General features: G+C 73.4%; 17 protein-coding genes. 13 read left to right on the top strand and 4 right to left on the bottom strand.

All coding sequences use genetic code 11. The annotated features are described in order from the left end of the window. Positions 1 to 373: 373 nt before the first annotated feature. Both OG310_RS06655 and OG310_RS06650 read left to right on the top strand, forming a co-directional pair. A complete protein-coding gene (locus OG310_RS06655) occupies positions 374 to 1,477 on the top strand; it encodes a protein phosphatase 2C domain-containing protein (RefSeq protein WP_329454948.1) in 1,104 nt (367 codons plus the stop codon). A 54-nt stretch (positions 1,478 to 1,531) separates the two neighbouring features. Then, complete coding sequence (locus OG310_RS06650) at positions 1,532 to 3,274, top strand: pyruvate dehydrogenase (protein ID WP_329454947.1); 1,743 nt, start codon at positions 1,532 to 1,534, stop codon at positions 3,272 to 3,274. A gap of 287 nt (positions 3,275 to 3,561) precedes the next feature. Here the strand turns inward: OG310_RS06650 and OG310_RS06645 are convergent, their stop codons facing one another. Together OG310_RS06645 and OG310_RS06640 are read right to left on the bottom strand one after the other, a co-directional pair. After that, entirely contained in the window at positions 3,562 to 4,635 is a 1,074-nt protein-coding gene (locus tag OG310_RS06645) for a DUF2637 domain-containing protein (RefSeq protein ID WP_329454946.1), read from the bottom strand. Positions 4,636 to 4,883: 248 nt separating this feature from the next. Further along, positions 4,884 to 5,744 (bottom strand): (2Fe-2S)-binding protein, encoded by an 861-nt coding sequence (locus tag OG310_RS06640; protein WP_329454945.1) that lies wholly within the window; start codon positions 5,742 to 5,744, stop codon positions 4,884 to 4,886. Between the two features lie 150 nt (positions 5,745 to 5,894). Here OG310_RS06640 and OG310_RS06635 point away from each other — a divergent pair, with 150 nt between their 5' ends. Genes OG310_RS06635 through OG310_RS06625 form a run of 3 tightly spaced genes read left to right on the top strand, consistent with a single transcriptional unit; the run spans position 5,895 to position 10,505 of the window. Further along, positions 5,895 to 6,743, top strand: a complete 849-nt coding sequence (locus OG310_RS06635; RefSeq protein ID WP_329454944.1) for a GntR family transcriptional regulator — start codon at positions 5,895 to 5,897, stop codon at positions 6,741 to 6,743. A gap of 43 nt (positions 6,744 to 6,786) precedes the next feature. Further along, on the top strand, positions 6,787 to 8,553 hold the full coding sequence (locus OG310_RS06630; protein WP_329454943.1) for an ABC transporter ATP-binding protein: 1,767 nt from the start codon (positions 6,787 to 6,789) through the stop codon (positions 8,551 to 8,553). Further along, positions 8,550 to 10,505 (top strand): ABC transporter ATP-binding protein, encoded by a 1,956-nt coding sequence (locus tag OG310_RS06625; protein WP_329454942.1) that lies wholly within the window; start codon positions 8,550 to 8,552, stop codon positions 10,503 to 10,505. The genes OG310_RS06630 and OG310_RS06625 overlap by 4 nt, the downstream gene beginning before the upstream one ends. On the opposite strand, the gene OG310_RS06620 is transcribed toward OG310_RS06625, so the two are convergent. Next, the gene (locus tag OG310_RS06620; protein WP_329454941.1) at positions 10,483 to 11,289 is read right to left on the bottom strand and encodes a hypothetical protein; all 807 of its coding nucleotides are present in this window, start codon (positions 11,287 to 11,289) and stop codon (positions 10,483 to 10,485) included. The two genes, OG310_RS06625 and OG310_RS06620, sit on opposite strands and share 23 nt — an antisense overlap. A gap of 164 nt (positions 11,290 to 11,453) precedes the next feature. Further along, the gene (locus OG310_RS06615; protein WP_329460048.1) at positions 11,454 to 13,271 is read right to left on the bottom strand and encodes a PucR family transcriptional regulator; all 1,818 of its coding nucleotides are present in this window, start codon (positions 13,269 to 13,271) and stop codon (positions 11,454 to 11,456) included. Between the two features lie 354 nt (positions 13,272 to 13,625). Here OG310_RS06615 and OG310_RS06610 point away from each other — a divergent pair, with 354 nt between their 5' ends. The 8 genes from OG310_RS06610 (at position 13,626) to OG310_RS06575 (ending at position 24,085) form a co-directional block, all read left to right on the top strand. Beyond that, complete coding sequence (locus tag OG310_RS06610; RefSeq protein ID WP_329454940.1) at positions 13,626 to 14,513, top strand: FAD binding domain-containing protein; 888 nt, start codon at positions 13,626 to 13,628, stop codon at positions 14,511 to 14,513. Between the two features lie 3 nt (positions 14,514 to 14,516). After that, positions 14,517 to 15,128 carry a (2Fe-2S)-binding protein gene (locus OG310_RS06605; protein WP_329454939.1) on the top strand — a complete coding sequence of 204 codons (612 nt, stop codon included), beginning with the start codon at positions 14,517 to 14,519 and terminating at the stop codon, positions 15,126 to 15,128. A gap of 2 nt (positions 15,129 to 15,130) precedes the next feature. Next, positions 15,131 to 17,527 (top strand): xanthine dehydrogenase subunit D, encoded by a 2,397-nt coding sequence (pucD, locus tag OG310_RS06600; RefSeq protein WP_329454938.1) that lies wholly within the window; start codon positions 15,131 to 15,133, stop codon positions 17,525 to 17,527. A 520-nt stretch (positions 17,528 to 18,047) separates the two neighbouring features. Further along, the gene (locus OG310_RS06595) at positions 18,048 to 19,505 is read left to right on the top strand and encodes an NCS2 family permease (RefSeq protein ID WP_329454937.1); all 1,458 of its coding nucleotides are present in this window, start codon (positions 18,048 to 18,050) and stop codon (positions 19,503 to 19,505) included. Positions 19,506 to 19,548: 43 nt separating this feature from the next. Continuing rightward, positions 19,549 to 20,697, top strand: a complete 1,149-nt coding sequence (locus OG310_RS06590) for an XdhC family protein (protein WP_329454936.1) — start codon at positions 19,549 to 19,551, stop codon at positions 20,695 to 20,697. A gap of 273 nt (positions 20,698 to 20,970) precedes the next feature. Next, a complete protein-coding gene (locus OG310_RS06585; RefSeq protein WP_329454935.1) occupies positions 20,971 to 21,438 on the top strand; it encodes a lamin tail domain-containing protein in 468 nt (155 codons plus the stop codon). A 470-nt stretch (positions 21,439 to 21,908) separates the two neighbouring features. Then, positions 21,909 to 23,213 (top strand): VWA domain-containing protein, encoded by a 1,305-nt coding sequence (locus OG310_RS06580; protein WP_329454934.1) that lies wholly within the window; start codon positions 21,909 to 21,911, stop codon positions 23,211 to 23,213. After that, a complete protein-coding gene (locus OG310_RS06575) occupies positions 23,213 to 24,085 on the top strand; it encodes a hypothetical protein (RefSeq protein ID WP_329454933.1) in 873 nt (290 codons plus the stop codon). Before OG310_RS06580 ends, OG310_RS06575 begins: the two co-directional genes overlap by 1 nt. Positions 24,086 to 24,089 lie beyond the last annotated feature (4 nt).

Genomic DNA, 24,089 nt, shown 5'->3' with positions numbered 1-24,089 from the left:
CGCCGAGCCTCCGGCGGTCCCGCCGCCCCTTCCGCGTCGCTCCTCCCCGTCCGTCTCGTCCGCGCCGCCCGCCCCCGGGCACGGCAACAGCCCGGCGTCCGCGCGGCCGTGGGACGCGCCGGCGGATCCGCGCGCGGGCGGTGCCCCCCGGCCCGGCCCCGCCGTGCCACCGGCGCACGCGTCACCGCCCCCTCCCGTACCACCCCAGCCACCCTCCCGTCCCTGGACCCCGCCCACCGCCCCGAGGGACGTGCGGCCCACTCCCTCGCGGACACCCGCGCCTCCCGCCGCGCCACCGGCGAGCCCGGCCCCGGCCCGGGCCGAAACGGTTCCCGCCGGGCCCGGGGCCACCGCGCCGCCCGAGGGCGCGCCCGTGTCGGGGCGGCCTCGGCTGCCGCTCGAAGCGCCCACCGCACCGCCGGAAGCGGCCGCCCCGGTCGAAGGGCCCGAGCGGCCACGGGTCGGGTTCGTGGGATTCCGGCCGCCCACCTACGACTCCGAGCCGACCGCCCTGCCGCTCACCACCACCGGTGCGCTGGACCATGTCGTGCCGGACACCGTGCTGGACGGGGCCCGGTACGGCACATACACCCTGCGTGCGGCTTCGGTCCGCGGGGACTCGGCGCGCTACCGCGGCGAGCACCGGCGCGACGCGCTGCTCACCGCGCGCTTCGGGAGCGGCGCCGACGCGCTCGTACTGGTCGCCGTCGCGACCGGCGCCCGCGCGGCCGGGAGTGGGCACCGGGCGGCCGCGGACGCGTGCCGGTGGATCGGCGAGGCCGTCTGCCGCAGCCATGCCCGGCTCGCCGAGGACATAAAGGATGCCCGCGCCGAGGCCCTCACATCGGGGCTGCACCGCCTCACCGACCGTACGTACGGCAAGCTGCGCGCCCGCGCTGCCGCGCTCGGCCTCGGCGCCGACGAGTACGGGACGAGCCTGCGCTGCCTGCTCCTGTCCGCCGACCCCCGGGTGCGCCTCCGGGTGTTCTTCGGAGTGGGCACTGGGGGCCTGTTCCGGCTCAGGGACCATGAGTGGGAGGACCTCGAACCCGGCCTGCCGGTCTCCTCCGGGCCTTGGGCGGGCAGCCAGGGGGCCGGGGACGGGTTCGGGGAAGGGTCCGGGCAGCCGGAGGGCGCAGGGCCGCTCGGCCTGCCGCCCGAGAGCCCCGACGGCGACCGCCTCACCATCGACTTCGGCATCCCGCAGGTGCGTCCGCCGCTGGTGGAGGACCCCGTACCGGCACCCGACCAGCCGTTCCGGTTCCATGCCTCCACGGCCCGGGCCGGCGACACCCTGCTGCTGTGCGGTGACGGCCTCGCCGAGCCGCTGCGCGGGGAGCCGGGCCTCGCCGGGGCGCTCAGCGCGCGCTGGTCAGGGCCCGGGGCGCCGAGCCTGGTGGAGTACCTCGCCGATGTACAACTACGGGCGAAGGGGTACGCGGACGACCGCACGGCTGTCGGCGTCTGGGAGGCGTAACGTCACCGGCCGTGGTTTTGATGGACTTCCACCCGCAGGGAAAGGCGCTCAGGCATGGCCAAGCAGAACGTCGCCGAACAGTTCGTCCAGATCCTTGTCAAGGCAGGTGTCGAGAGGATGTACGGGGTCGTCGGCGACAGCCTGAACCCCGTCGTCGACGCGATCCGCCGCACCCCGGGGCTGGACTGGGTGCATGTGCGCCACGAGGAGGCCGCCGCCTTCGCCGCGGGCGCCGAGGCGCAGATCACCGGGAAGCTGGCGGCATGCGCCGGCTCCTGCGGCCCCGGCAACCTCCACCTCATCAACGGCCTCTACGATGCCCACCGCTCGATGGCGCCGGTCCTGGCCCTCGCGTCGCACATCCCGTCCGCGGAGATCGGCACGGCGTACTTCCAGGAGACGCATCCGAGCGCGCTCTTCGAGGAGTGCAGCCACTACAACGAGATGATCTCCAACCCGAAGCAGATGCCCCGGGTCCTCCAGACCGCCATCCAGCACGCGATCGGCCAGCAGGGCGTCAGTGTGGTGACGCTCCCCGGTGACATCGCCGCGGCGCCCGCGCCCGACCACGCGCTTGAGCACGCGCTCGTCACCGGCAGGCCCACGGTGCGGCCGGGCGACGACGAGATCGAGCAGCTGGCCCGGATGGTGGACGAGGCGGACCGCGTCACCCTGTTCTGCGGCAGCGGCACCGCCGGGGCGCACGCCGAGGTGATGGAGTTCGCGGAGAAGGTCAAGTCACCCGTGGGGCACGCACTGAGGGGCAAGGAGTGGATCCAGTACGACAATCCCTTCGACGTGGGGATGAGCGGGCTCCTCGGGTACGGCGCCGCGTACGAGGCCACCCACGAGTGCGACCTGCTGATCCTGCTCGGCACCGACTTCCCGTACAACGCCTTCCTGCCCACCGACGTGAAGATCGTGCAGGTCGACATTCGGCCCGAACACCTGGGCCGGCGCTCCAAGCTGGACCTCGCGATCTGGGGTGACGCGCGCGAGACGCTGACCGCGCTGACGCCGCGGGTCGCGGAGAAGAAGAACCGCCGCTTCCTGGACAAGATGCTGAAGAAGCACGCGGACGCGCTGGAGGGCGTCGTCAAGGCGTACACCCGCAAGGTGGAGAAGCACCTCCCGATCCACCCGGAGTACGTCGCGTCCGTCCTGGACGAGGTGGCCGACGACGACGCCGTGTTCACGGTCGACACCGGCATGTGCAACGTGTGGGCCGCGCGCTACCTGACTCCCAACGGCCGCCGCCGTGTCATCGGTTCGTTCAGCCACGGTTCGATGGCGAACGCCATGCCGCAGGCCATCGGCGCCCAGTTCACCGACCGGAACCGGCAGATCGTGTCGATGTCCGGCGACGGCGGGTTCTCCATGCTGATGGGTGACTTCCTCACCCTCGTCCAGCACGACCTGCCGGTGAAGGTCGTGCTGTTCAACAACTCGGCGCTCGGCATGGTGGAGCTGGAGATGCTGGTGGCGGGTCTGCCCTCGTACGGCACGACCAACCACAACCCGGACTTCGCGGCCATCGCCACGGCGGCCGGGGCGTACGGGGTCCGCGTCGAGAAGCCCAAGGACCTGACGAAGGCGCTCAAGGACGCCTTCAAGCACAAGGGACCCGCCCTGGTCGACATCGTCACCGACCCGAACGCGCTCTCCATCCCGCCCAAGATCAGCGCCGAGATGGTGACGGGCTTCGCCCTGTCCGCGAGCAAGATCGTGCTCGACGGGGGAGTGGGGCGGATGGTGCAGATGGCGCGCACCAACCTGCGCAACGTCCCCCGCCCCTGAGTGCCGCCGGCCGGGCGCGCCGGCCCGCGGCTCAGCTGCCGCGGACGAATCCCGTGGCCACGGCAGCGACGATCACAACGGCCATGGCGATCAACCAAGTGGTGTCCATGCGGTGACGTTAGCGGTCGGACGCCCGGAGGGAAACCCCTGGTGGGGCCCCGATGTGCGGTGCGGTGTGCGGAAACAACGACGGACCGGTGTGACACGTGGTGTCACACCGGTCCGTCGTTGCCGGGTGAGCGGATCGCTCACCTGCGGTGGGTCACCAACGGTGCCCACCCGGTGGCTCAGCCGAACTGCTGCTCCAGATCGGCCAGCTTCCGCTCCAGCGAGTCCAGGCGCGGCAGCGCCTGGGTGTCGTCCTCCGCCGTGAGGTCCACGGTCCGGGAGGCCGCCGCGGGGGCGGTCGTCCCGGAACTCTTCTTCACGGGCTCCAGCGGGGGCCGGCCCAGTACCGATCCGTGTTCGGGAAGATCGGCTGGAGCAGGCTCCGCAGTGGTGGCGACGGCCTGCTGCGGGCCGCCCGGTGCGTCGAGCGCGGGGACCTGGCGTCCGCCGCCCCCGCCGCGCGGCCACGAGCGGTGCTGCCGGTTGAGCGCCTTGATCTGCGCCCGGTCCAGCTTGCCCTGCTCGCGCCTGCGGTACTTGGTCTGCTCCTTCTGGCGCTTGTCGTCCCGGACCTCCTCGACGGCCTCGTCCAGGGTGCGGACCCCTTCGAGCAGCATCAGCGACCAGGCGCCGTACGTCTCGCGAGGGGCGCGCAGCCACCGCACGATGCGGATCTGCGGGAGCGGACGCGGCACGAGGCCCTGCTCGCGCAGAGCCGCGCGGCGCGTCTGCTTCAGCGCGCGGTCGAAGAGGATGGCCGCGGACAGCGACATCCCGGAGAAGAACTGCGGCGCACCCGCGTGGCTGATGCCGCGCGGCGCGTGCACCCAGTTGAACCAGGCAGCCGCACCGGCGAACAGCCAGACGAGCAACCGGGATCCGAGAGCCGCGTCACCGTGGCTGGCCTCGCGCACGGCGAGCACGGAGCAGAACATCGCCGCCCCGTCGAGCCCGAACGGCACCAGGTACTCCCAGCCGCCCGACAGGTTCAGGTTCTCCTGGCCGAAGCCCACCAGGCCGTGGAAGGAGAGCGCGGCCGCCACCGCGGCACAGCAGAAGAGGAGTGCGTAGGAGGCGATGCCGTACACCGTCTCCTTGCGCCGGCGGCGCTCCTCACTGCGCTCCCAGGAGTCCTCGGAGCTGGTGGGCTTGACGGAGCGCTTGCGCGACATCAGGGCCACCGCCACCAGGATTCCGACGAGCAGCACGCCGCCGGGGAGCAGCCAGTTCAGCGATATGTCGGTCAGTCGCATGCGGTGTTCCTTGCATCGCAGGAGGAAGTAACGGGCGCCATAGTGGCGTAAATGCGGTGTCCCTCAGGTGTTTTTGGGACAAGTGCACGCCAACGAGGCGGCAAGATACGCATAAAGGCGTGTTCAGTAAGAACTGCCGTTCGATGACCGGCTGTCATATTCGATTAATATCACCCTTCGGGGTGGTTCTGGGCGCGAGGTGACGCGCTGTCAGGTTTGCTGACGCGCCGTCAGCAATCAGGCAGCCGTCAGGCGGAGGCGCTCAGCTTCCGCGCCCGCTCGCTGTCACATGTGCGGGGGCATGTGACGCACGTGTCGTCAGGACGCAGAGTGTAGAACAGACAGCAGGAGACGCGATCGCGGGTCGGCACTACGCGCCCGTCCTCGGCGCCGAGTTCGCGGAAGCCGGCGGCCCCGGCATACGGTGCGGACGTCCCTGGCATGAGAAGCCCCAGCTCACGGACGGCGCGCTCCTCCTCGCCCAGCAGATGGCCGACGTACCAGAGGCCCTCGACGATCTCGTCCGTCGCCATACCCCACAGCGCGCGCCCACGGCGCCGCATCCGGGGACCGAACGCCCCGAGCAGCGGCGTCAGATGGTCCGCCACCGCGGAGCGCACCTCGGCGCGCAGCGCCTCCTCACCCCGTACGACCCGGGCGCCGGGTGTGCCCACTGCCGGGTCGTCCGGCAGACAGGCGAACTCGCCGAGGCTCACGGACATCCGGCCCAGTGTGCGCTGGAAGGACAGCGCCGACGGCGGCAGGCGGGGCACCCTGCGCTGCAGGAACCACGGCACGGTGACGAGCAGGCAGGCGGGCCACGCGTAACGGTGCAGCGCCATGCTCGCGAGCACGTCGGGCCGGGCCTCCTGGCCCCAGTCGCGGCGGATCTGCCCTTCGTCCCAGGCCAGGAACGCGTCGAGTGCGGCGGAGTCGGACGCGAGCGCCGCCGCCGTCACCCAGCCCTCGCCGGTGCGGGGCGGTTCGCCGGCGCCCCGCACCTCGACGTGCAGGGAGGGGAACACCTCCGTCAGCCGCAGGTAGGCGTCCGCGAACGGCGAGGACGACGGCGGGGCGAGCGGGCCGGCCGGCGCGGGGGACAGGGGCATGCAGGCAACCACCGAATCGCGATCGTTTGCAGGTAAGCCTTACCTTATCCGAAGTTCGCGAGGTGTGTACAAGGAGCCCCCGCCGCCTATCGTGCAGAGCACGACCCCGTACCGCCATCCGGGTGGGCGGCGAGCGGAGGTGCAGTGCGAGTGGAGCAGCGCCGGGCGGACCCGTCCGCCACGCGGCCTCCGTACACCGCCGCGCGAGGCGGAGCGGCCGAGGCGGGCGGGATCCCGGGGACGCGTGGGGACGGCCCCGTACCCGCGGGCGGCCACCATCCGGCCTTCGCGTCCGTGCCGCCTTCCGCGCCCGCGAGGGGCGGCCCGTCCGTGCCGGCTCCCGCATCCGCGTCCGGCGCCCTGCCGCTGCCCGTACAGGTGAGGCGGCACTCCGTACGCGGTCAGATCCTGGACGCGCTGCGGAGTGCCCTCGCCGCCGGCGAGCTGGCTCCCGGTGAGGTCTACTCGGCTCCCGCACTCGGCCGCCGGTTCGGCGTCTCCGCGACACCCGTACGGGAAGCCATGCAACGGCTGGCCGCCGAGGGGAGCGTCGAGGTCGTGCCCAACCGCGGCTTCCGGGTCGCCGAACGCGAACCCGCCGAACTCGCCGAGCTCGCCGAGGTACGGGCCCTGATCGAGGTACCCGTCCTGCTGCGGCTCGCGCGCGCCGACCCGGCGCCCGCGTGGGAGGAACTGCGGCCGGCCGCCGAGCGGTGCACCGCCGCGGCCGCGCTGGGCGACCGGGGCACGTACGTCGAGCACGACCGGGCGTTCCACCGTGCCCTGCTCTCGCTGGGCGGCAACCGGCAGCTCGTCCTGGTCGCCGAGGACCTGCACCGGCGCTCCCAGTGGCCGTCCACCGGGAGCGGGGCGGTACGCCGCGCCGACCTCATCGCGGACGCCGCGGAACACACCGCGCTCCTCGACGCACTCGTGGCCCGCAATCTGCCGGGCGTCGCCGCGCTGGTACGGGAACACTTCACGGGCGCGGACTGCTGACCCGCGGGGCCGGCGGCCGCGCGGTCTTGCTAGCGTGCGGGAGATGAGCGTCACACCGAGGGACACCGCGGCGGACGCACCGCCGCACGGCCCGGCCGCCCCCGGGACCGGTGGGCCGCCCGAACTCCCGGACTGTCGCAGCCCCTTGCGGTTCCTGTGGTGGCTCGTCGTGAGCCAGCGCCGCCGTACCGTGCTGGGCGCCCTGATCGGCAGTGTGTGGATGGTCTCCCTCGCGCTGCCGCCCTATCTGCTCTCCCGTGCCGTCGACGACGGGCTGCGCGCGGGCGACGACGCGGCCGTCGCCGGGTGGTCCGCCGCCCTTCTCGGCGTGGGGCTCGGCAGCGCCTGGCTGTCGATCACGCGCCACCGCACCATGACCCGCGCCCGCAACGACGCGGCCCTGCGCACCGTACGAGCGGTGACCGACCAGGCGGTCCGGCTCGGCGCCACCCTGCCGCACCGGCTCACCGCGGGCGAGGTGCTGGCCATCGGCATCGGCGATGTCGCCGCGATCGCCACCACCATGACGCTGGCGGGCCCCGGTGTGGGCGCGGTCGTGTGCGCGCTGGCGGTCGCCGCCGTGCTGCTGTCGGTGTCACCGCTGCTGGCCGCCGTCGTGCTGTTCGGCGTCCCGCTGCTCGCGCTGGTCCTCGGTCCGCTGATCAGCGGGTTGCGGGGCGCCCTGTCCGCGTACCGGGAGAGGCAGGGCGAACTCACCATGAGCGTGGCCGACGTCGCCGGCGGGCTGCGCGTGCTCAGCGGGCTCGGCGGCAAGGAGGCGTACGAACGGCGTTACCGGCGCGGGTCCCGGGCCCTGCTGGCCGAGGGCTACCGCGTGGCGTCCGTGGCGAGCTGGATCGACGCGATCGCCGTCGGCCTGCCCGCGCTGTTCCTCGCCGCGGTGACCTGGCTGGGCGCGCGGATGGCGGTGGAGGGCGACATCAGCGTGGGCCAACTGGTCGCTGTCTACGGCTATGTCGCCGTGCTCGCCGTGCCCGTGACGTACTTCGTCGAGGGCAGCCACGACCTGGGCGCGGGGCTGGTCGGCGCCCGCCGCGTGGTGGACTTCCTCGCGCTCGAACCGGAGATCGCCGACGGTCCGCCGACCACGCTGCGAGCGCCGGAGGCACCGGCCGCGCTGCACGACCCGGCGTCCGGTGTGGTGATCGAACCCGGTCTGCTCACCGCCCTCGCGGCCGACCGGGGGGCCGACAGCGCGGCCGTGCTCGACCGGCTCGGCCGCTTCACCCCGTCGGACGCCACGTGGGGCGGCGTCCGGCTGGACGCCGTCCCCCTCGCGGCCGTGCGGGAGCGGGTGCTCCTGGCCGACAACGAGGCACACCTCTTCTCCGGTGCCCTGCGCGAGAGCGTCGAGGGCCGGGAGCCGCGTGACCCGGCGGCTCTGGCACGGGCCCTGCACACGGCGGTCGCGCAGGACATCGTCCAGGCGCTGCCGTCCGGCCTGGACACCCACCTCGCAGGACAGGGCCGCGACGTCTCCGGGGGGCAGCGCCAACGCCTGCGCATGGCAAGGGCGTTGCTCGCCCGCCCGGAAGTGCTGCTCGCGGTGGGACCCACGTCGGCCCTCGACGCGCACACCGAGGCCGTGCTCGCCGCCCGGCTGCGGGCCGACCGGGCCGGGCACACCACCGTCGTCACGACGCTCTCGCCGCTCGTCCTCGCCCAGGCCGACACCGTCTGCCACCTGGTCGACGGCCGGGTGGCCGCGGTCGGCACCCACCAGGAGCTGCTGGCGTCGAGCCCCCGCTACCGCGACCTCGTCGCCCGTGACACCGAGGAGGCCCGATGACCGCGCCGGTCCGCCTGCCCGTCGCGGATACCCGCGCGGTACGCGTGGCCGCCCTGCGCCTCGTACGGGCCGACGCCCGCGCCTTCGCCTGGATGATCGTCCTCAACACGGCCGCGGCCGCCGCGGGACTGGCCGCACCGTGGCTGCTCGGCCGCATGGTCGACACCGTGGTCGGTGGCGGCACCGCCGCCGGGGTCGACCGGCTCGCGCTCGCCCTCGTCGGCTGCGCCCTCGTCCAACTGCTGCTGACCCGGTACGGCAGGCTCCTCGGGCACCGTTTCGGTGAGCGCACATCGGCCCGTATCCGGGAGCGGTTCGTGTCCCGGGCGCTCGCGCTGCCCGCGTCCGTGGTCGAACGGGCCGGGACGGGGGACCTCATGGCCCGCGGCACCAGTGATGTGCCGGTCGTCGGAGTGGCGCTGCGGGACGTCGCGCCCGAGGTGCTGATCGCGGCGATCCAGACGGTGTTCCTGGTGGCCGCTGTCCTGGTGCTGTCACCGCTCGCGGGAGCGATCGGCATCGTGTTCCTGGCCGGCATCCCCGTCGTCGCCCGCTGGTACCTGCGCCGCGCGCCGGCCGCCTACCTGGCGCAGGGCGAGACCCATTCGGCGCTCGCCGGGACGCTCGCCGAGACCGCGGCGGGTGCCCGTACGGTCGAGGCGTTCGGCCTCGGGCGGCGCCGGACGGCGCTCACCGCGGCCGTCGCCGCCGAGTGGTGGCGCAGCCGCGAGGACACGCTCCGCCTGCGCAGCGTCCTCTTCCCCGCTGTCGACGTCTCCTACGTGCTGCCCGTCGTCGCCGTGCTGCTGACGGGGGGCGTGCTCGTGGCGCGGGGCGCGGCCCCGCTCGGCGCCGTCGTCTCGTGCGCGCTGTACCTGCGCCAACTGTCCGCGCCGCTCGACGCGATCCTCCAGCGGATGGAGAACATCCAGAGCGCCCAGGCCTCGTTCGCGCGGGTCGAGGGGCTCGCCGCCGCGCCCCCCGCGCCCCCTGCCGGGGGTCCGGTGCCGGACGGCGGCCACATCGAGGTGAGCGGCGTGCGCTACGCCTACGACGGCGCGGACGACGACGTCCTGCACGGCGTCCAGCTCTCGGTACGCCCGGGGGAACGGCTCGCGCTCGTCGGTCCCTCGGGCGCCGGCAAGTCGACTCTCGGGCGGCTGCTCGTCGGGGTCGACCGGCCGCGCGAGGGCAGTGTGACCGTCGGTGGGGTGCCGGTGGCCGACCTCGACCCGGAGCTGCTGCGCCGGCATGTGGTCCTGGTCAGCCAGGAGCACCACGTCTTCCGGGCGAGCGTGCGGGAGAACCTGCTGCTCGCCGCCGCGGACGCCGCCGACGGACACCTGCTCGCCGCCCTGGAAGCGGTCGGCGCCACCTGGGTGGCGGACCTGCCGGACGGGCTGGACACCGAACTGGGCTCGGGGCGGCTTGAACTGGATGGTGCGCAGGCCCAGCAGCTCGCGCTGGCCCGGGTCGTGCTCGCCGACCCGGGCACCGTGATCCTGGACGAGGCGACGGCCCTGCTCGACCCGGCCGCCGCCCGGCACACGGAGCGGGCGCTCGCCGCCGTGCTGCGCGGCCGTACGGTCGTCGCGATCGCCCACCGGCTGCACACGGCGCACGACGCGGATCGGGTGGCGGTGCTCGACGGCGGCCGGATCACCGAACTCGGCGCTCACGAGACGCTGGTGGCGGCGGACGGCCCGTATGCCGCACTCTGGCGCACCTGGCACGGGACTCCGCGGGAGGCCCCGGCCCCGCCCGCCGCACGCCGCCCGGTGGACGGACCGCCCGCTTCCCGCGAACCGCTGGGCCGCCCGGCGGACGGACCGCCCGCTTCCCACCAACCGCTGGGCGGCGCCGCGGACGGACCACCGGGCCCCGCTCAGGACGGCCTCGCGGACCTCGCTCAGGATGGGCCCGGCGAGGTCACGCCGGGGCCGGCGGGGTGAGGGGGAACGCCGGGGCCGGCGGGGTGAGCGGGAACGGCGGCGTGAGCTTGTCCGCGAGCCATGTCGGCACACCGCCCAGCAGCCGGACGAGCCGGCCCGCCTCGGCTCTCAGCCGCCCCGCCTCCGGCTCCTGCTCGGTCTCGGCCAGCGACACCAGCGCGGGCGCCGTGCCGACGAGGTAGCCCATCTCCTCGCGGATACGCAGCGATTCGGCGAAGCCGTGCCGCGCCTCCGCGAGTTCGCCCTGCCGCAAGGCGAGGCCCGCGAGATGGCGCCAGGTGAACGACATCAGCAGGGTGTCTCCGTGGTCGGTGGCCGCCGCGTGCGCCCGTACGTACGCGCCCCGCGCGGACTGCGGCGATTCCGAGAGGTTCTCCGCCACGAGGCCCCGGCGGAAGTCCAGCAGGGCCCGGCCCGGAGCGTGCGGCTCCAGCAGGGCAGCCGCCCGGCCGAGCGCCGCGTGGGCCTCGTCGGAGCGGTCGTGCACCCGCAGCAGCGAGGAGACGTAGGCGAGATGGCCGCGCTCGCACGCCGCGGCCCCGCGTTCGTCGTCGGTGCGGGCGGTGGCCTCTGCCGTACGGAGCGCGTCCTCGGCCTCCGCCCAGCCCCGGCCCGTGTAGAGGCAGCGCTCGACGAGGAGTGAGGCCCGCTGGAGCGCGGGTCCCGCGGTTCCCGCGTGCGGAGCGAGCAGGGCCGCCGCGTCCAGCCAGCAGCCGCGCGAGCGCAACCGCCACACCGCTGTCTGGAGCGGATCATCACCGGCAGTGCTTCCGGAACCAGACATCGCGGTATACGCCACGGAGCCCTCCCCTTGCGCGCCATTGTGCCGAGTGTGAGATGCATCTCAGCACGGATGGGGCTCCGGGCCAATACTTCTGGTGAAATTTTTCACAAACTCGTCGTCCCCCGGTCTCCGGCCGCCGGAGCGTCCCGCGCCGGGCGCCCGCGTCAGCTCATCCGCAGCGCGAGGTAGAAGTCGAGCTTGTCCTCCAGGCGGGCCAGGTCACGGCCCGTCAGCTGCTCGATCCTGCCGATCCGGTACCGCAGCGTGTTCACGTGCAGATGCAGCCGGGACGCGCAGCGCGTCCAGGAGCCGTCGCAGTCGAGGAACGCCTCCAGCGTGGGGACGAGTTCGGCCCGGTGCCGTGCGTCGTAGTCGCGCAGGGGGTCCAGCAGCCGCGCGGTGAACGCCCGGCGCACGTCGTCCGGTACGAACGGCAGCAGCAGGACGTGAGACGCGAGTTCGTGGTGGCCCGCCGCGCAGACCCGCCCCTGCCGCGCCGCCGCGACCCGCCGTGCGTGCCGCGCCTCCTCCAGCGCTCCGCGCAGCCCCTCCGCCGAGTGCACCACCGCCGACACGCCGAGCGTGATCCGGCCGTCGCCGTCGAGCCCGGCGGCGAGTGGTGCGCGCACGGCGGCGACCACCTCGTCGGCGAACAGCCCGGCGCCGCGCACCGCGCCCTCACCGGCACCCGCACCGGCGGGGGAGAGTTCCGCCGGAGCCCCTTCGCCGGACGCGGGCCGGGTCCCGGACCCGGTGGCGGACGCGGACGCGCCGGCGGTGGTGGACCCCGGCTCGGACCCGGACGGCGCGGCCCGCTCCCCGTCCGGCGGCAGCGGTACGAGCGCCACCGCCTCCTCGCCCGCGTACGCCACCGCGATCCGGTCGGCCACCCGGCCGCCCCGGGAGCCCGGCGTCGCGAGGATCTCCTCCAGTACGGACTGCAGCACAGGGGCGCTGCCCGTCGCCGCGCTCGGCCCGGACCACTCCAGACTCGCCACGACGATCTGCCAGTTCGGGGCGGCGCCGCCGGACGGCAGCAGCACCGGCGCGGCCACGCGCAGCCGCGCCGCGATCTCCGCCGGTGCCGCGGCCGCCTGGACCAGCTCCAGGATCTCCTGCGCGAGCCTGCGCCGTACCGCCCGCGCGGCGTCGCGCCGGTCCCGCTCCACCGCGATGAGCTGGGTGACACCCTGGAGCAGATCGAGCCGTTCCGCGGGCCAGTCGCTCGCGTCCGCCTCCACCGCGAGCAGCCACTCCGACAGCGCGCTCTCGCGGGGTTCGCGCGTCATGTGCCCGACCGGGTCGCCGCCCCTGCCGAGGGTGCGGACCGCGAACAGCGAGTACACCGTCGAGCCCAGCACCGTGCGATAGGGACCCCGGCGTCCGGTGCGGGCCGCCGCCAGGTGCGCCGCCGCGAGTTCGGCCGCCCTGCCGTCCGCCAGCGGCGCGCCGGAGGAGGCGATCCGCCGGCCCGTGGGCGAGAGCACCCAGGCCCGCAGGTCGAGGTCGGAGCCGAGCAGGTCGAGCACCGCGTCCGGGCCACCGCCCGCCGGGCCGGACGTCATCAGCCTGCGGTGCCGGTCCACGACGGCGGCCAGATCGCCCGCCCGTTCGCCCGACACCTGCCGGACCACGTGTTCCGTGATGGCCGCGAAGGACACCGCCGTGTTGACCGCGAGCAGCGGCAGCCGGTGCCGTACGCACGCCGCCATCAGGTCCTCGGGGATGCCGTTCAGGTCGGCCTCGCCGACGGCGAGCGCGGCGACGCCCGCCGTCGCGAGGAGCTGTACGAAGGGTTCGGAGTCGGTGGCGTCCCGGCGCCACACCAGTCCCGTCAGCACCAGTTCACCGGGGGAGAGATAACGGCTCGGGTTGCGCAGGTCCGTCGTCATCACCCCGCGCACCGGGCGGTCGAGTTCCTGCTCGCCGCCCAGCAGTCTCAGGCCCAGGCCTTCGGTCTCCAGCAGTGCGCGCAGCCGCATCGTCTCGTCGCCGTTTCTCGTCGCGTGCGTCTCCCGCCGGGCACCTGGCCGGCAGCCGCGGGAAGCCGGGAGAGGAGGGACCCGCACGCCGCCGGGACGGGGCGGGACCGTGAGGTTGCCGGGGCTCCCGTGGTCCGGCATTCGTTCGAATCTACAAGACCGGACGGCGGACCTGCCAACCGCTTCATGGTTTCCGTGACTGCCCCGGACGGAGCACGCCTTGTGTACTGGGGCCACGCAGCGTGAACAGCTCATGAACACCGCCCGATCGAGTGCCCCGGCCGGGTCCACCGCCCGCCGGGCCGGCCGTCCCCGGATGCCCACGACCGACCACGAGGATGAAGAGAGCCACGCATGGACTTCCTGCGCCCCGCAAGCTGGGAGGAAGCGCTCGCCGCCAAGGCCGCGCATCCCACCGCGGTGCCCATCGCCGGTGGCACGGACGTCATGGTCGAGATCAATTTCGATCACCGCCGGCCCGCGTACCTGCTGGATCTGAACCGCGTCGCCGAGCTGTCCGCCTGGGAGGCATCGGAGGGGGCCGTACGCCTCGGCGCGTCCGTGCCGTACGCCCTGATCATGGAACACCTGCGCACGGAGCTGCCCGGCCTCGCGCTCGCCTCGCACACCGTGGCCTCCCCGCAGATCCGCAACCGGGGCGGCGTCGGCGGCAACCTCGGCACGGCCTCGCCCGCGGGGGACGCGCACCCCGCGCTGCTCGCCGCGGGCGCCGAGGTCGAGGCCGAGTCCGTGCGCGGCAGCCGGCGCATCCCCATCGACGACTTCTACACGGGCGTCAAACGCAACGCGCTGGAGCCCGACGAACTGATCAGGGCCGTCCACATCAAGAAGGCCACCGGGCCCCAGCAGTACTCAAAGGTCGGCACGCGCAACGCGATGGTCATCGCCGTCTGCGCCTTCGGGCTGGCCCTGCACCCCGACACCAGGACCGTGCGGACCGGCATCGGCTCGGCCGCGCCGACCCCCGTACGGGCGAAGGCGGCGGAGGAGTTCCTGAACGCGGCCCTCGACGAGGGCGGCTGCTGGGACAGCGGCGCGCCGCCCGCCCCGTCGGTGGCGGCGCGCTTCGCGGAGCTCGTCGCCGGCGCCTGCAACCCCATCGACGACGTGCGCGGCACCGCGAGGTACCGCCGGCACGCGATCGGGGTCCTCGCCCGCAGGCAGCTCGGCTGGACCTGGGACCAGTACCGCGGCACCCGCACCCTCGAAGGAGCTGCGTAACCCATGCGTGTGAATTTCACCGTGAACGGTCGGCCGCAGGAGGCCGACGACGTGTGGGAGGGCGAGAGCCTCCTGTACGTGCTGCGCGAGCGGATGGGCCTGCCCGGCTCCAAGAACGCCTGCGAACAGGGCGAATGCGGTTCCTGCACGGTCCGCCTCGACGGCGTGCCGGTCTGCTCCTGCCTGGTCGCGGCCGGCCAGGTCGAGGGCCGCGAGGTCATCACCGTGGAGGGACTCGCCGACTACGCCATCGAGCGCGAGCTGACCTCGGCGCGGGCCGGAGGGGCCGCCGGGGCCCCCGGGCCCGCCGGGACGCCGCTCGACGCGGCCAAGCGATGGCAGGCGCGCCCGGGCCCGGCGGCCGGCTCCCGGACAGTACCGGGCCTGCCTCTCTCGCCCGTCCAGCAGGCCTTCATCGACGCGGGTGCCGTCCAGTGCGGCTTCTGCACGCCGGGCCTGCTCGTCGCCGCCGACGAGATGCTGGAGCGCAACCCGTCGCCCAGCGACGCGGACATCCGCGAGGCGCTGTCCGGCAATCTCTGCCGCTGCACCGGCTACGAGAAGATCCTCGACGCGGTACGGCTCGCGGCGGCCCGGCAGACGGAAGGGGACTGACGATGCCTCAGCAGCCACGCGTCATCCCGGGCCGGCTCACCCAGGGGGCCGGCGCGAAGGGCGGCGTCGGCGAGTCCACGCTGCGTCCCGACGGCACCCTCAAGGTCACCGGCGAGTTCGCCTACTCCTCCGACATGTGGCACGAGGACATGCTCTGGGGCCACACCCTGCGCGCGCCCGTGGCGCACGCTGAGATCCGCTCCATCGACACGGCCGAGGCGCTCGCGACCCCCGGCGTGTACGCGGTCCTGACCTACGACGACTTGCCGACCGAGGTCACCCACTACGGCCTGGAGATCCAGGACACCCCGGTGCTCGCCCACGGCAAGGTGCGCCACCACGGCGAACCCGTCGCGCTGATCGCGGCGGACCATCCGGAGACCGCGCGCCGCGCCGCCGCGAAGATCAAGGTCGACTACGCGGAACTCCCCGTCGTGACCGACGAGGTGTCCGCCACCCGCGAGGGCGCGCCGATCCTGCACGAAAACCGCGACGATCACCATGCCGGCCACGTCCCGCACCCCAACGTCGTGCACCGGCAGCCCATCACGCGCGGCGACGCCGGCGCGGCGGCCGCCCGCGCCGACGTGATCGTCTCCGGCGAGTACACCTTCGGCATGCAGGACCAGGCGTTCCTCGGGCCCGAGTCGGGGCTCGCCGTACCGTCCGAGGACGGGGGCGTCGACCTCTACGTGGCGACGCAGTGGCTCCACTCCGACCTGCGCCAGATCGCGCCGGTGCTGGGGCTGCCGCCGGAGAAGGTCCGGATGACGCTGTCCGGTGTCGGCGGCGCCTTCGGCGGCCGGGAAGACCTGTCGATGCAGATCCACGGCTGCCTCCTGGCACTGGTGACCGGCAAGCCCGTCAAGATCGTCTACAACCGGTTCGAGTCGTTCTTCGGCCACGTGCACCGCCATCCGGCGCGCCTGTGGTACGAGCACGGCGCCACCCGCGACGGCAAACTGACGCACGTGCGCTGCCGCATCGTGCTGGACGGCGGGGCCTACGCGTCCGCGTCGCCCGCCGTCGTCGGCAACGCCGCGTCGCTCTCGATCGGTCCCTACGTCGTCGACGACGTCGCCATCGAGGCACTCGCCCTCTACACCAACAATCCGCCTTGCGGTGCGATGCGCGGCTTCGGCGCGGTCCAGGCGTGCTTCGCCTACGAGGCGCAGATGGACAAGCTGGCAGCGGAACTCGACCTGGATCCGGTGGAGTTCCGGCAGCGCAACGCGATGAGCCAGGGCGCGGTCATGCCCACCGGCCAGCGCGTCGAATCGCCCGCGCCGGTCGCCGAACTCCTGCGCCGGGTCAAGGCACGGCCGCTGCCGCCCGAGCAGCAGTGGGCCACGGCGGGTGAGGCGGCCGACGTGCGCGCCCTGCCCGGCGGCCTGTCCAACACCACGCACGGCGAGGGTGTCGTGCGGGGCGTCGGCTATGCGGTCGGCATCAAGAACGTCGGCTTCTCCGAGGGCTTCGACGACTACTCCACCGCCCGGGTGCGGCTCGAAGTCGTGGGCGGAGAAGCCGTCGCCGTCGTGCACACCGCGATGGCCGAGGTCGGGCAGGGCGGCATCACCGTGCACGCCCAGATCGCCCGCAGCGAGCTCGGTGTCTCCCAGGTGACCATCAACCCCGCCGACACACAGGTCGGTTCCGCGGGCTCCACCTCCGCATCCCGGCAGACGTACATGACGGGTGGCGCGGTCAAGAACACCTGCGAGCACGTACGCGAGCAGGTGCTGGAGCGGGGGCGCCGCAAGTTCGGCACGTACCACCCGGCCTGGGCCACGGCCGAGCTCCTGCTCGAAGGCGGCAAGGTCGTCACCGACGGCGGTGAGGTGCTGGCCGGCCTGGCCGACGTGCTGGAGGACGAGGCGATCGACCTGGAGCTGGAGTTCCGGCACCGCCCGACCGAGGCGTTCGACCTGCGCACCGGGCAGGGCAACGGCCACGTCCAGTACTCCTTCGCCGCCCACCGCGCGGTGGTCGAGGTCGACACCGAACTCGGCCTCGTCAAGGTGGTCGAGCTGGCGTGCGCGCAGGACGTCGGCAAGGCCCTCAATCCGCTGTCGGTGGTGGGCCAGATCCAGGGCGGCACCACGCAGGGCCTCGGTGTCGCCGTCATGGAGGAGATCATCGTCGACCCGAAGACGGCGCGGGTGCGCAACCCGTCGTTCACCGACTACCTGATCCCCACCATCCTCGACACCCCGACGATCCCCGTCGACGTGCTCGAACTGGCGGATGACCAGGCGCCGTACGGCCTGCGCGGCGTCGGCGAGGCGCCCACCCTGTCGTCCACCCCCGCGGTGCTGGCCGCGATCAGGGACGCGACGGGACTCCCACTGGAGCGGACGCCGGTACGGCCGGAGCACCTGACCGGCACCGGCGCCTGACGGGGCGCAGCTCAGCCTCCGGGCGGCGCGCGTGCTGGGAACGTCGCCCCTCAAGCGGCGTCCCCCGCACTGCCCGGAGCACCGCGTACGACACCACGGACGCGGTGACCCGCACCATCGCCCCCTCCACGGGGCCCACGGATACACGCCGGACCACAACGGGTTGTCCCACAACGGGCCGGACCACAACACGCCGGACCACAAGGAACCGGACCACGACCGGCCTGACGTCAGCACGGCGGCCACCAGTCGCCGGGACGTCGCCACCCCAAACACCCACCGTTCGGGCGTCAGCACGGCGGCCACCAGTCGCCGGGACGGCGCCACCCCGGACGCCACCCCGTCACACCGCGGCGGCGTCACACCCCGGCACACCGCTCCGTGCCACCACCACCGGACTCTCGTTCGTCTCGGGCCGTCCCCCGGGTCGTGCAGCCAGGCACCATCCCAAATCCCTCTCGCCGTACGCGGATCACCGCGGCCGTCGCGGGTGCCCCTTTGAACCTTGGGAGCAGGCATCATGACCCCGACCCAGTTCGCCACGACCCCGGACGAGGACGCGGGCGAAGGCTCACGTCCCCCGGCCGGCCGGTCCCGGCTCGACCGTTACTTCCACATCTCCGCCAGGCACTCCACGCTCGCGCGCGAACTGCGCGGTGGCATAACGACCTTCATGGCCATGGCGTACATCCTGCTGCTCAACCCGCTGATCCTGTCGGGCCCCGACGCCGCCGGCCACACACTCGGACAGAAGGCACTGATCACCGCGACCGCCACCGGCGCCGCGTTCACCACCCTGCTGATGGGCTTCGTCGGCAAGGCACCGCTCGCGCTCGCGGCCGGGCTCTCGGTCTCCAGCGTGGTCGCGACGCAGGTCGTCCCGGTGATGACCTGGCCCCAGGCGTTCGGCATGTGTGTCATGTACGGCGTTGTGATCATGCTCCTCGTCGTCACGGGCCTGCGGGAGAAGGTCATGAACGCCATCCCGCTGCCGCTGAAACACGCCATCACCATGGGCATCGGGATGTTCGTCGCGCTGATCGGCCTGGTCAAGGCCGGCTTCGTGCACCCCGCGCACGGCGGCAACCCGCTCTCGCTCGGGCCCGGCGGCCAGCTGGTGGGCTGGCCCGTGCTGATCTTCTGCGTCACCCTGCTGGCGATCTTCATGCTCCAGGCGCGCAAGGTCCCGGGCGCCATCCTGATCGGCATCGTCGCGGGCACGGTCGTCGCCGTGGTCCTGAGCGGCACCGGAGTGGTCGATCCCCGGCAGTGGGGGAGCGGGGCGCCTGCCCTGCACGGCAGTGCCGTGTCGATGCCGGACTTCTCCCTCTTCGGGGACCTGCGCTTCGGCGGCTGGGACCAGGTCGGCGGGCTGACCGTCGGGATGATCGTGTTCACCCTGGTGCTGGCCGGGTTCTTCGACGCCATCGCCACCATCATCGGGGTCGGCAACGAGGCCGGGCTCGTGGACGCCGGGGGCCGCATGCCGGGCCTGTCCAAGGCCCTGTTCATCGACGGCACCGGCGGCGCGGTCGGCGGTGTGGTGGGCGGCTCGGGACAGACCGTCTTCGTCGAGTCGGCGACGGGTGTCGGCGAGGGCGCCCGCACCGGGTTCGCCTCGGTCGTCACGGGACTGCTGTTCGCGGCTTGCCTGTTCTTCACCCCGCTGACCCGGATCGTGCCGGGCGAGGTCGCGGCGGCGGCCCTCGTCGTCATCGGCGCGATGATGATGCAGAACGCCCGGTTCGTGGACTTCAGCGACCGCGCCGTGGCCCTTCCGACCTTCCTCACCGTCGTGCTGATGCCGTTCACGTACTCCATCACGGCAGGTGTGGCCGCCGGCACCGTCTCGTACGTCGCCATCCGGGTGGCCCAGGGGAAGGCCAGGGAGATCGGGCCCTTCATGTGGGGGCTGACCGTGATCTTCGTCGTCTTCTACGCGCTCCATCCTCTCGAATCGTGGCTCGGCGTCTCCTGACGCCGCCGCCTTTTCCGTGCCCGCACAGCCGAAGGAGACCGCCATGCTGGACATCGCCGAAGCACTGCACCGGTGGGCCCGGCAGGGGCGCGACTTCGCCGTGGCCACCGTGGTGGCCGTCGGCGGCAGCGCGCCCCGGATGCCGGGCGCGGCCCTCGCCGTCGACAGCGGGGGAACCGCCGTCGGGTCGGTGTCCGGCGGCTGTGTGGAGGGCGCCGTCTACGAGTTGGCGGCCGAGTCGCTGCGGACCGGCGCCACCGTGCTCAAGCGGTTCGGTTACAGCGACGAGGACGCCTTCGCCGTCGGGCTGACCTGTGGGGGCGTCATCGACATCCTGGTCACCCCGGTGCGTGCGGTGTCGCAGGTCCGCCCCGTCGTCGCCGCCGCGCTCGCCGCCGCGGCGGCGGGGGAGGCGGCGGCGCTCGCCCGGATCGTCCGGGGCCCGGCGGCCCTGCTCGGCCGCGTGCTGTTCGTACGCCAGGACGGCACCTACGAGGGCGGGTTCGGCGGTCATCCGGGACTCGACCGCACGGCAGTGGGGGAGACTCTCGCCCTGCTCGCCGCGGGCCGTACCGGCACCGTCGAGATCGGGGCTGACGGCTCACGCTGCGGACGGCCCGTCACCCTCTTCGTCGAGTCGAGTGTGCCGCCGCCCCGGATGATCGTCTTCGGTGCCATCGACTTCGCGGCGGCGCTGGTGCGGGCCGGCAAGTTCCTCGGGTACCACGTCACCGTGTGCGACGCGCGGCCCGTCTTCGCCACCCCCGCCCGCTTCCCGGAGGCCGACGAGGTCGTCGTCGAATGGCCGCACCGCTATCTGCGGGGCACGGAGACGGATCACAGAAGCGTGCTGTGCGTGCTGACCCACGACGCCAAGTTCGACGTGCCGCTGCTGGAGGTCGCGCTGCGGCTGCCCGTCGCGTACATCGGCGCCATGGGGTCCCGCCGTACTCACGAGGACCGTATCGGCCGGCTCCGGGAGGCCGGGCTCGGCGACCTGGAGATCGCGGCACTGCGCTCGCCGATCGGCCTGGATCTCGGCGCGCGGACCCCGGAGGAGACCGCGCTGTCGATCGCGGCCGAGATCGTCGCCGTGCGCCACGGCGGTACCGGGGCGCCTCTCGCCGGGGCCCGCACACCGATCCACCACGAGGGGCCCGGGCCCCTCCGGGTGGGCTCCGTGGCCCGATGATCGGACCGGCGTTCGGCCGGGGCTCCGGCCCTCGGCCTGCCCCGTCCCTTGGCGCGCAAGGATGCGTGTAAGGGGTGTTGCGTACGGGGTACCGCGCGCGGGGGCGTGTGCGCCGGGATTGTCACGGGTGCGTAAATGTCTGGATTCCGTAACCCGTTCCGGGACTTTTCACCACTGCGGTGCCCCGTCGAGCACAGTGTGAGCGCGCCCGGCGATCGCCCGGGCACCAGCACCGTCGGCACCCCTGGAGGGTGCCGTATGCAGGAGGTCTCCATGTTCAACTCCGCATCTCGCAACGCCGCGGTCCTCCTCGGCGCCGCCGTCGTGACGGCGTCCGCGGTCCTCCCGGCCGCCGCCGCCGGACACGCGCCCGCACACCGCGCGCCGCACTCGCCCGTCGTCGTCGGCGCTGTCCAGTACGACAGCCCCGGCCGCGACAACCGGACCAACAAGAGCCTGAACGGCGAGTGGGTGACCATCTCCAACACCGGCCGTACGTCGGTCAACCTCAAGAACTGGACGCTCGCCAAGGACAGCCGGCACGTCTACCGCTTCAAGAACCTGCGCCTGGCGGGGAAGTCGTCGGTCCGCGTGCACACGGGTGTGGGCCGCGACACCACCCGCGACGTCTACCAGGACAGCCGTCACTACGTCTGGGACAACAAGGACACGGCGACGCTGCGTGACAGCCACAAGCGTGTCATCGACGTCAAGCGCTGGTCGGGCCGGCGCGAGAGCTGAGCCCCTGCTGAGCGGTTCCCGGCGGCCGGCCGTGAGCTGACCGGCCCCGTGTCACCGACGCGCCGCCGCCCGGGTAGGGCGGCGGCGCGTCGTGCTGTCCGCCTGCCGTTCCGGCCCGTGCCGGGTGTCCGCCGCGCGTTCGCGGTACGTCGGCCCCCGTCCGGCGGGCCGGGCGGCAGGGCGTGAACGGGGCTTCGCTGAAGGGGCCGTTCCGCGCCGTGACCCCCCACGGGCACGGCGCGGAACGGAGACGGGCACCCCGTCGTGGGAGCGCTCCCGGGGAGTGTCCCGCGCACGGTCTTCGAGGGCAAGGGATGCCGCGGAATCCACAAGACGGCTTTGCCGACGGCGGCCGTCGGGCCCCGGAGCAGCGGTAAGGCCCCGGAGGCCGGCGCTGCCGCCGGGGCGCGCATCTGACGGGCCGTCAACTCCCGTTTGGCCCCCGTGCCCGATTTCAATATCATCCGGCGATGATCATAAGTAAACGGCCGGCGGTCGCCGCGTGCGCGCTGCTGGCCACCCTGTCCTTCGGGCTCCTCACCCCCACCACCGCTTTCGCCGACGGCGGGACCGACGCCACGGCGGCCGACGCGCCCGCAGCGAAGGTCGACCTCGTACTCGACGTCAGCGGCTCGATGAGCACCCGTGACATCGACGGGCAGTCCCGGATGACGGCCGCGAAGCAGGCGTTCGACCAGGTGCTCGACGGGGTGCCGCAGGGCGTCGACCTCGGCATCCGCACACTCGGCGCCACCTACCCCGGCAAGAGCCTCACGCTCGGCTGCAAGGACACCAAGCAGCTCTACCCCGTGGGTCCGCTCGACCGCGACGAGGCCAAGACCGCGGTCGGGACACTGGAGCCCACCGGATGGACACCCATCGGCCCCGCGCTGCTCGCCGCTGCCAACGACCTCTCGGGCGGTGACGGCAGCCGCCGTATCGTCCTCATCAGCGACGGCGAGGACACCTGCTCGCCGCCCGACCCGTGCGACGTCGCGCGCGAGATCGCCGCCAAGGGCATCCACCTGACCATCGACACCCTGGGTCTCGTGCCGGACGCCAAGACGCAGGCACAGCTGTCCTGCATCGCCGAGGCCACCGGCGGCACCTACACCGCCGTCAAGCACCGCGCCGAACTCTCCGGTCGTGTGGGCCAGTTGGTGCACCGGGCAGCGGACCCGGTGGCCACCCCGGTCGCCACCAGCGGCACGGACGCCTGCTCCAGCGCACCGGAGCTGAAGCCGGGCCTGTACAGCGACCGCGAGGAGTTCGCGCAGCACCGCTGGTACCGCGTGGCCGTCGCACCGGGCCAGGAACTCCGCGCCTCGGTGAGCGTCGCCGACGACCGGCCCGTCAACCCCGACTACGGGGTGCTGCTGCGCGCGGTCACCACCCACGGCCGTGAGATCGTACGCGGCCAGGAGGACGGCGACGGGCGCACGGACGCGATCTCGACGGGGCTTCGCTACCCGAAGCCCGACGCGGACTCGTCGGCCTCGTCCTCCGACGACGACGGCACCGCACCCCCCGAGACGGTCTGCCTGGAGGTCAGCAACTCCTACTCGGCCCCGGCATCGGTCAAGACCGCGCCGGGACTGCCGGTCGAACTGGCCGTGAACCTGGTCGACGCACCGCACAACGCCTCGGACGCGGCGTCGTTCGGCCTCGGGCGCGGCTGGTGGCTGATCGGCGCGCTGATCGTCATCGGCTTCGTGGCCGGGATCCTGTGGGGCTGGGTGTCGCGGTGGCGTGTGGCGATCTGGAGGTCGAACTGATGCGGGCTGTACGGATGGGCGCGACGCTGCTCCTCGCGGCGTCGGCGGCGCTGCTGGGCGCGGCGGGAGTGGCCGCGGCGGACGACGCGTCGCCGTCGCCGAGTGCTTCGGACCAGGAAGGACAGGGCCCGACGGAGGCCGGTACGTCCTTCCGCACGGCGCAGTTGTTCCAGAGCGGACAGCACGCCACCGCGGACGCGTCGTCGGGTGACTACCTCTACTGGCGGGTCCCGGTCGACGCCGGACAGAGGCCGACGGTGACGGCGAAGGTGACCTTCCCCGACACATCGGCCCGCAAGGCGGCGACGACGTGGCAGGTCGACGTCTACGACGGACTGCGGCGGCGGCAGTCGTGCATGTACGGGGCGCAGACGAAGACGCTCGCGCCGGACCAGGACTCGGTCGAACTGCGCTGCACGCTGCGCACCGTACGGGCCTGGGCGGAGCCGTGGTCGAACGATCCGCTGCCGGGCGACTACTACGTACGCCTCACGGCGGTCCAGGCCGGACAGGGCGACCTGGGGCTGCCGATGACGGCGGACGTGTCCGTCGACGCGCCCTCCGAGGGCGGCGCGTTCGCGGTGGGCGGCAAGCTCGCCGCCCCCCTGGTCCCGGGCGCGGCCCTCTCGGACGACAGCTCGGACGCGGCTTCCGACGACTCGTCCGACGACACGTCGGGCGCCTCACCCACGCCGTCCTCCGAGACCGTGACACAGGCGTCGGACGAGCCGGACGGCGGCTGGTCGTCCGGCTGGTGGACCGACAGGTGGCTGTGGACGGGCGGCGGCGCGGTGGGTGCCGCGCTCGCCGGGGTCGGCGGTTACCACGTGACCCGGCCGCGCCGGAGGATGACCCCGCCGCCGGGCTACTGACGGC

It is taken from the genome of Streptomyces sp. NBC_01497 (assembly GCF_036250695.1).
In the GTDB taxonomy this organism is placed as follows: Bacteria; Actinomycetota; Actinomycetes; order Streptomycetales; family Streptomycetaceae; genus Streptomyces.
The sequence above is the reverse complement of the archived record's forward strand: the minus strand, read 5'-3'. Positions and strand labels throughout refer to the sequence as shown.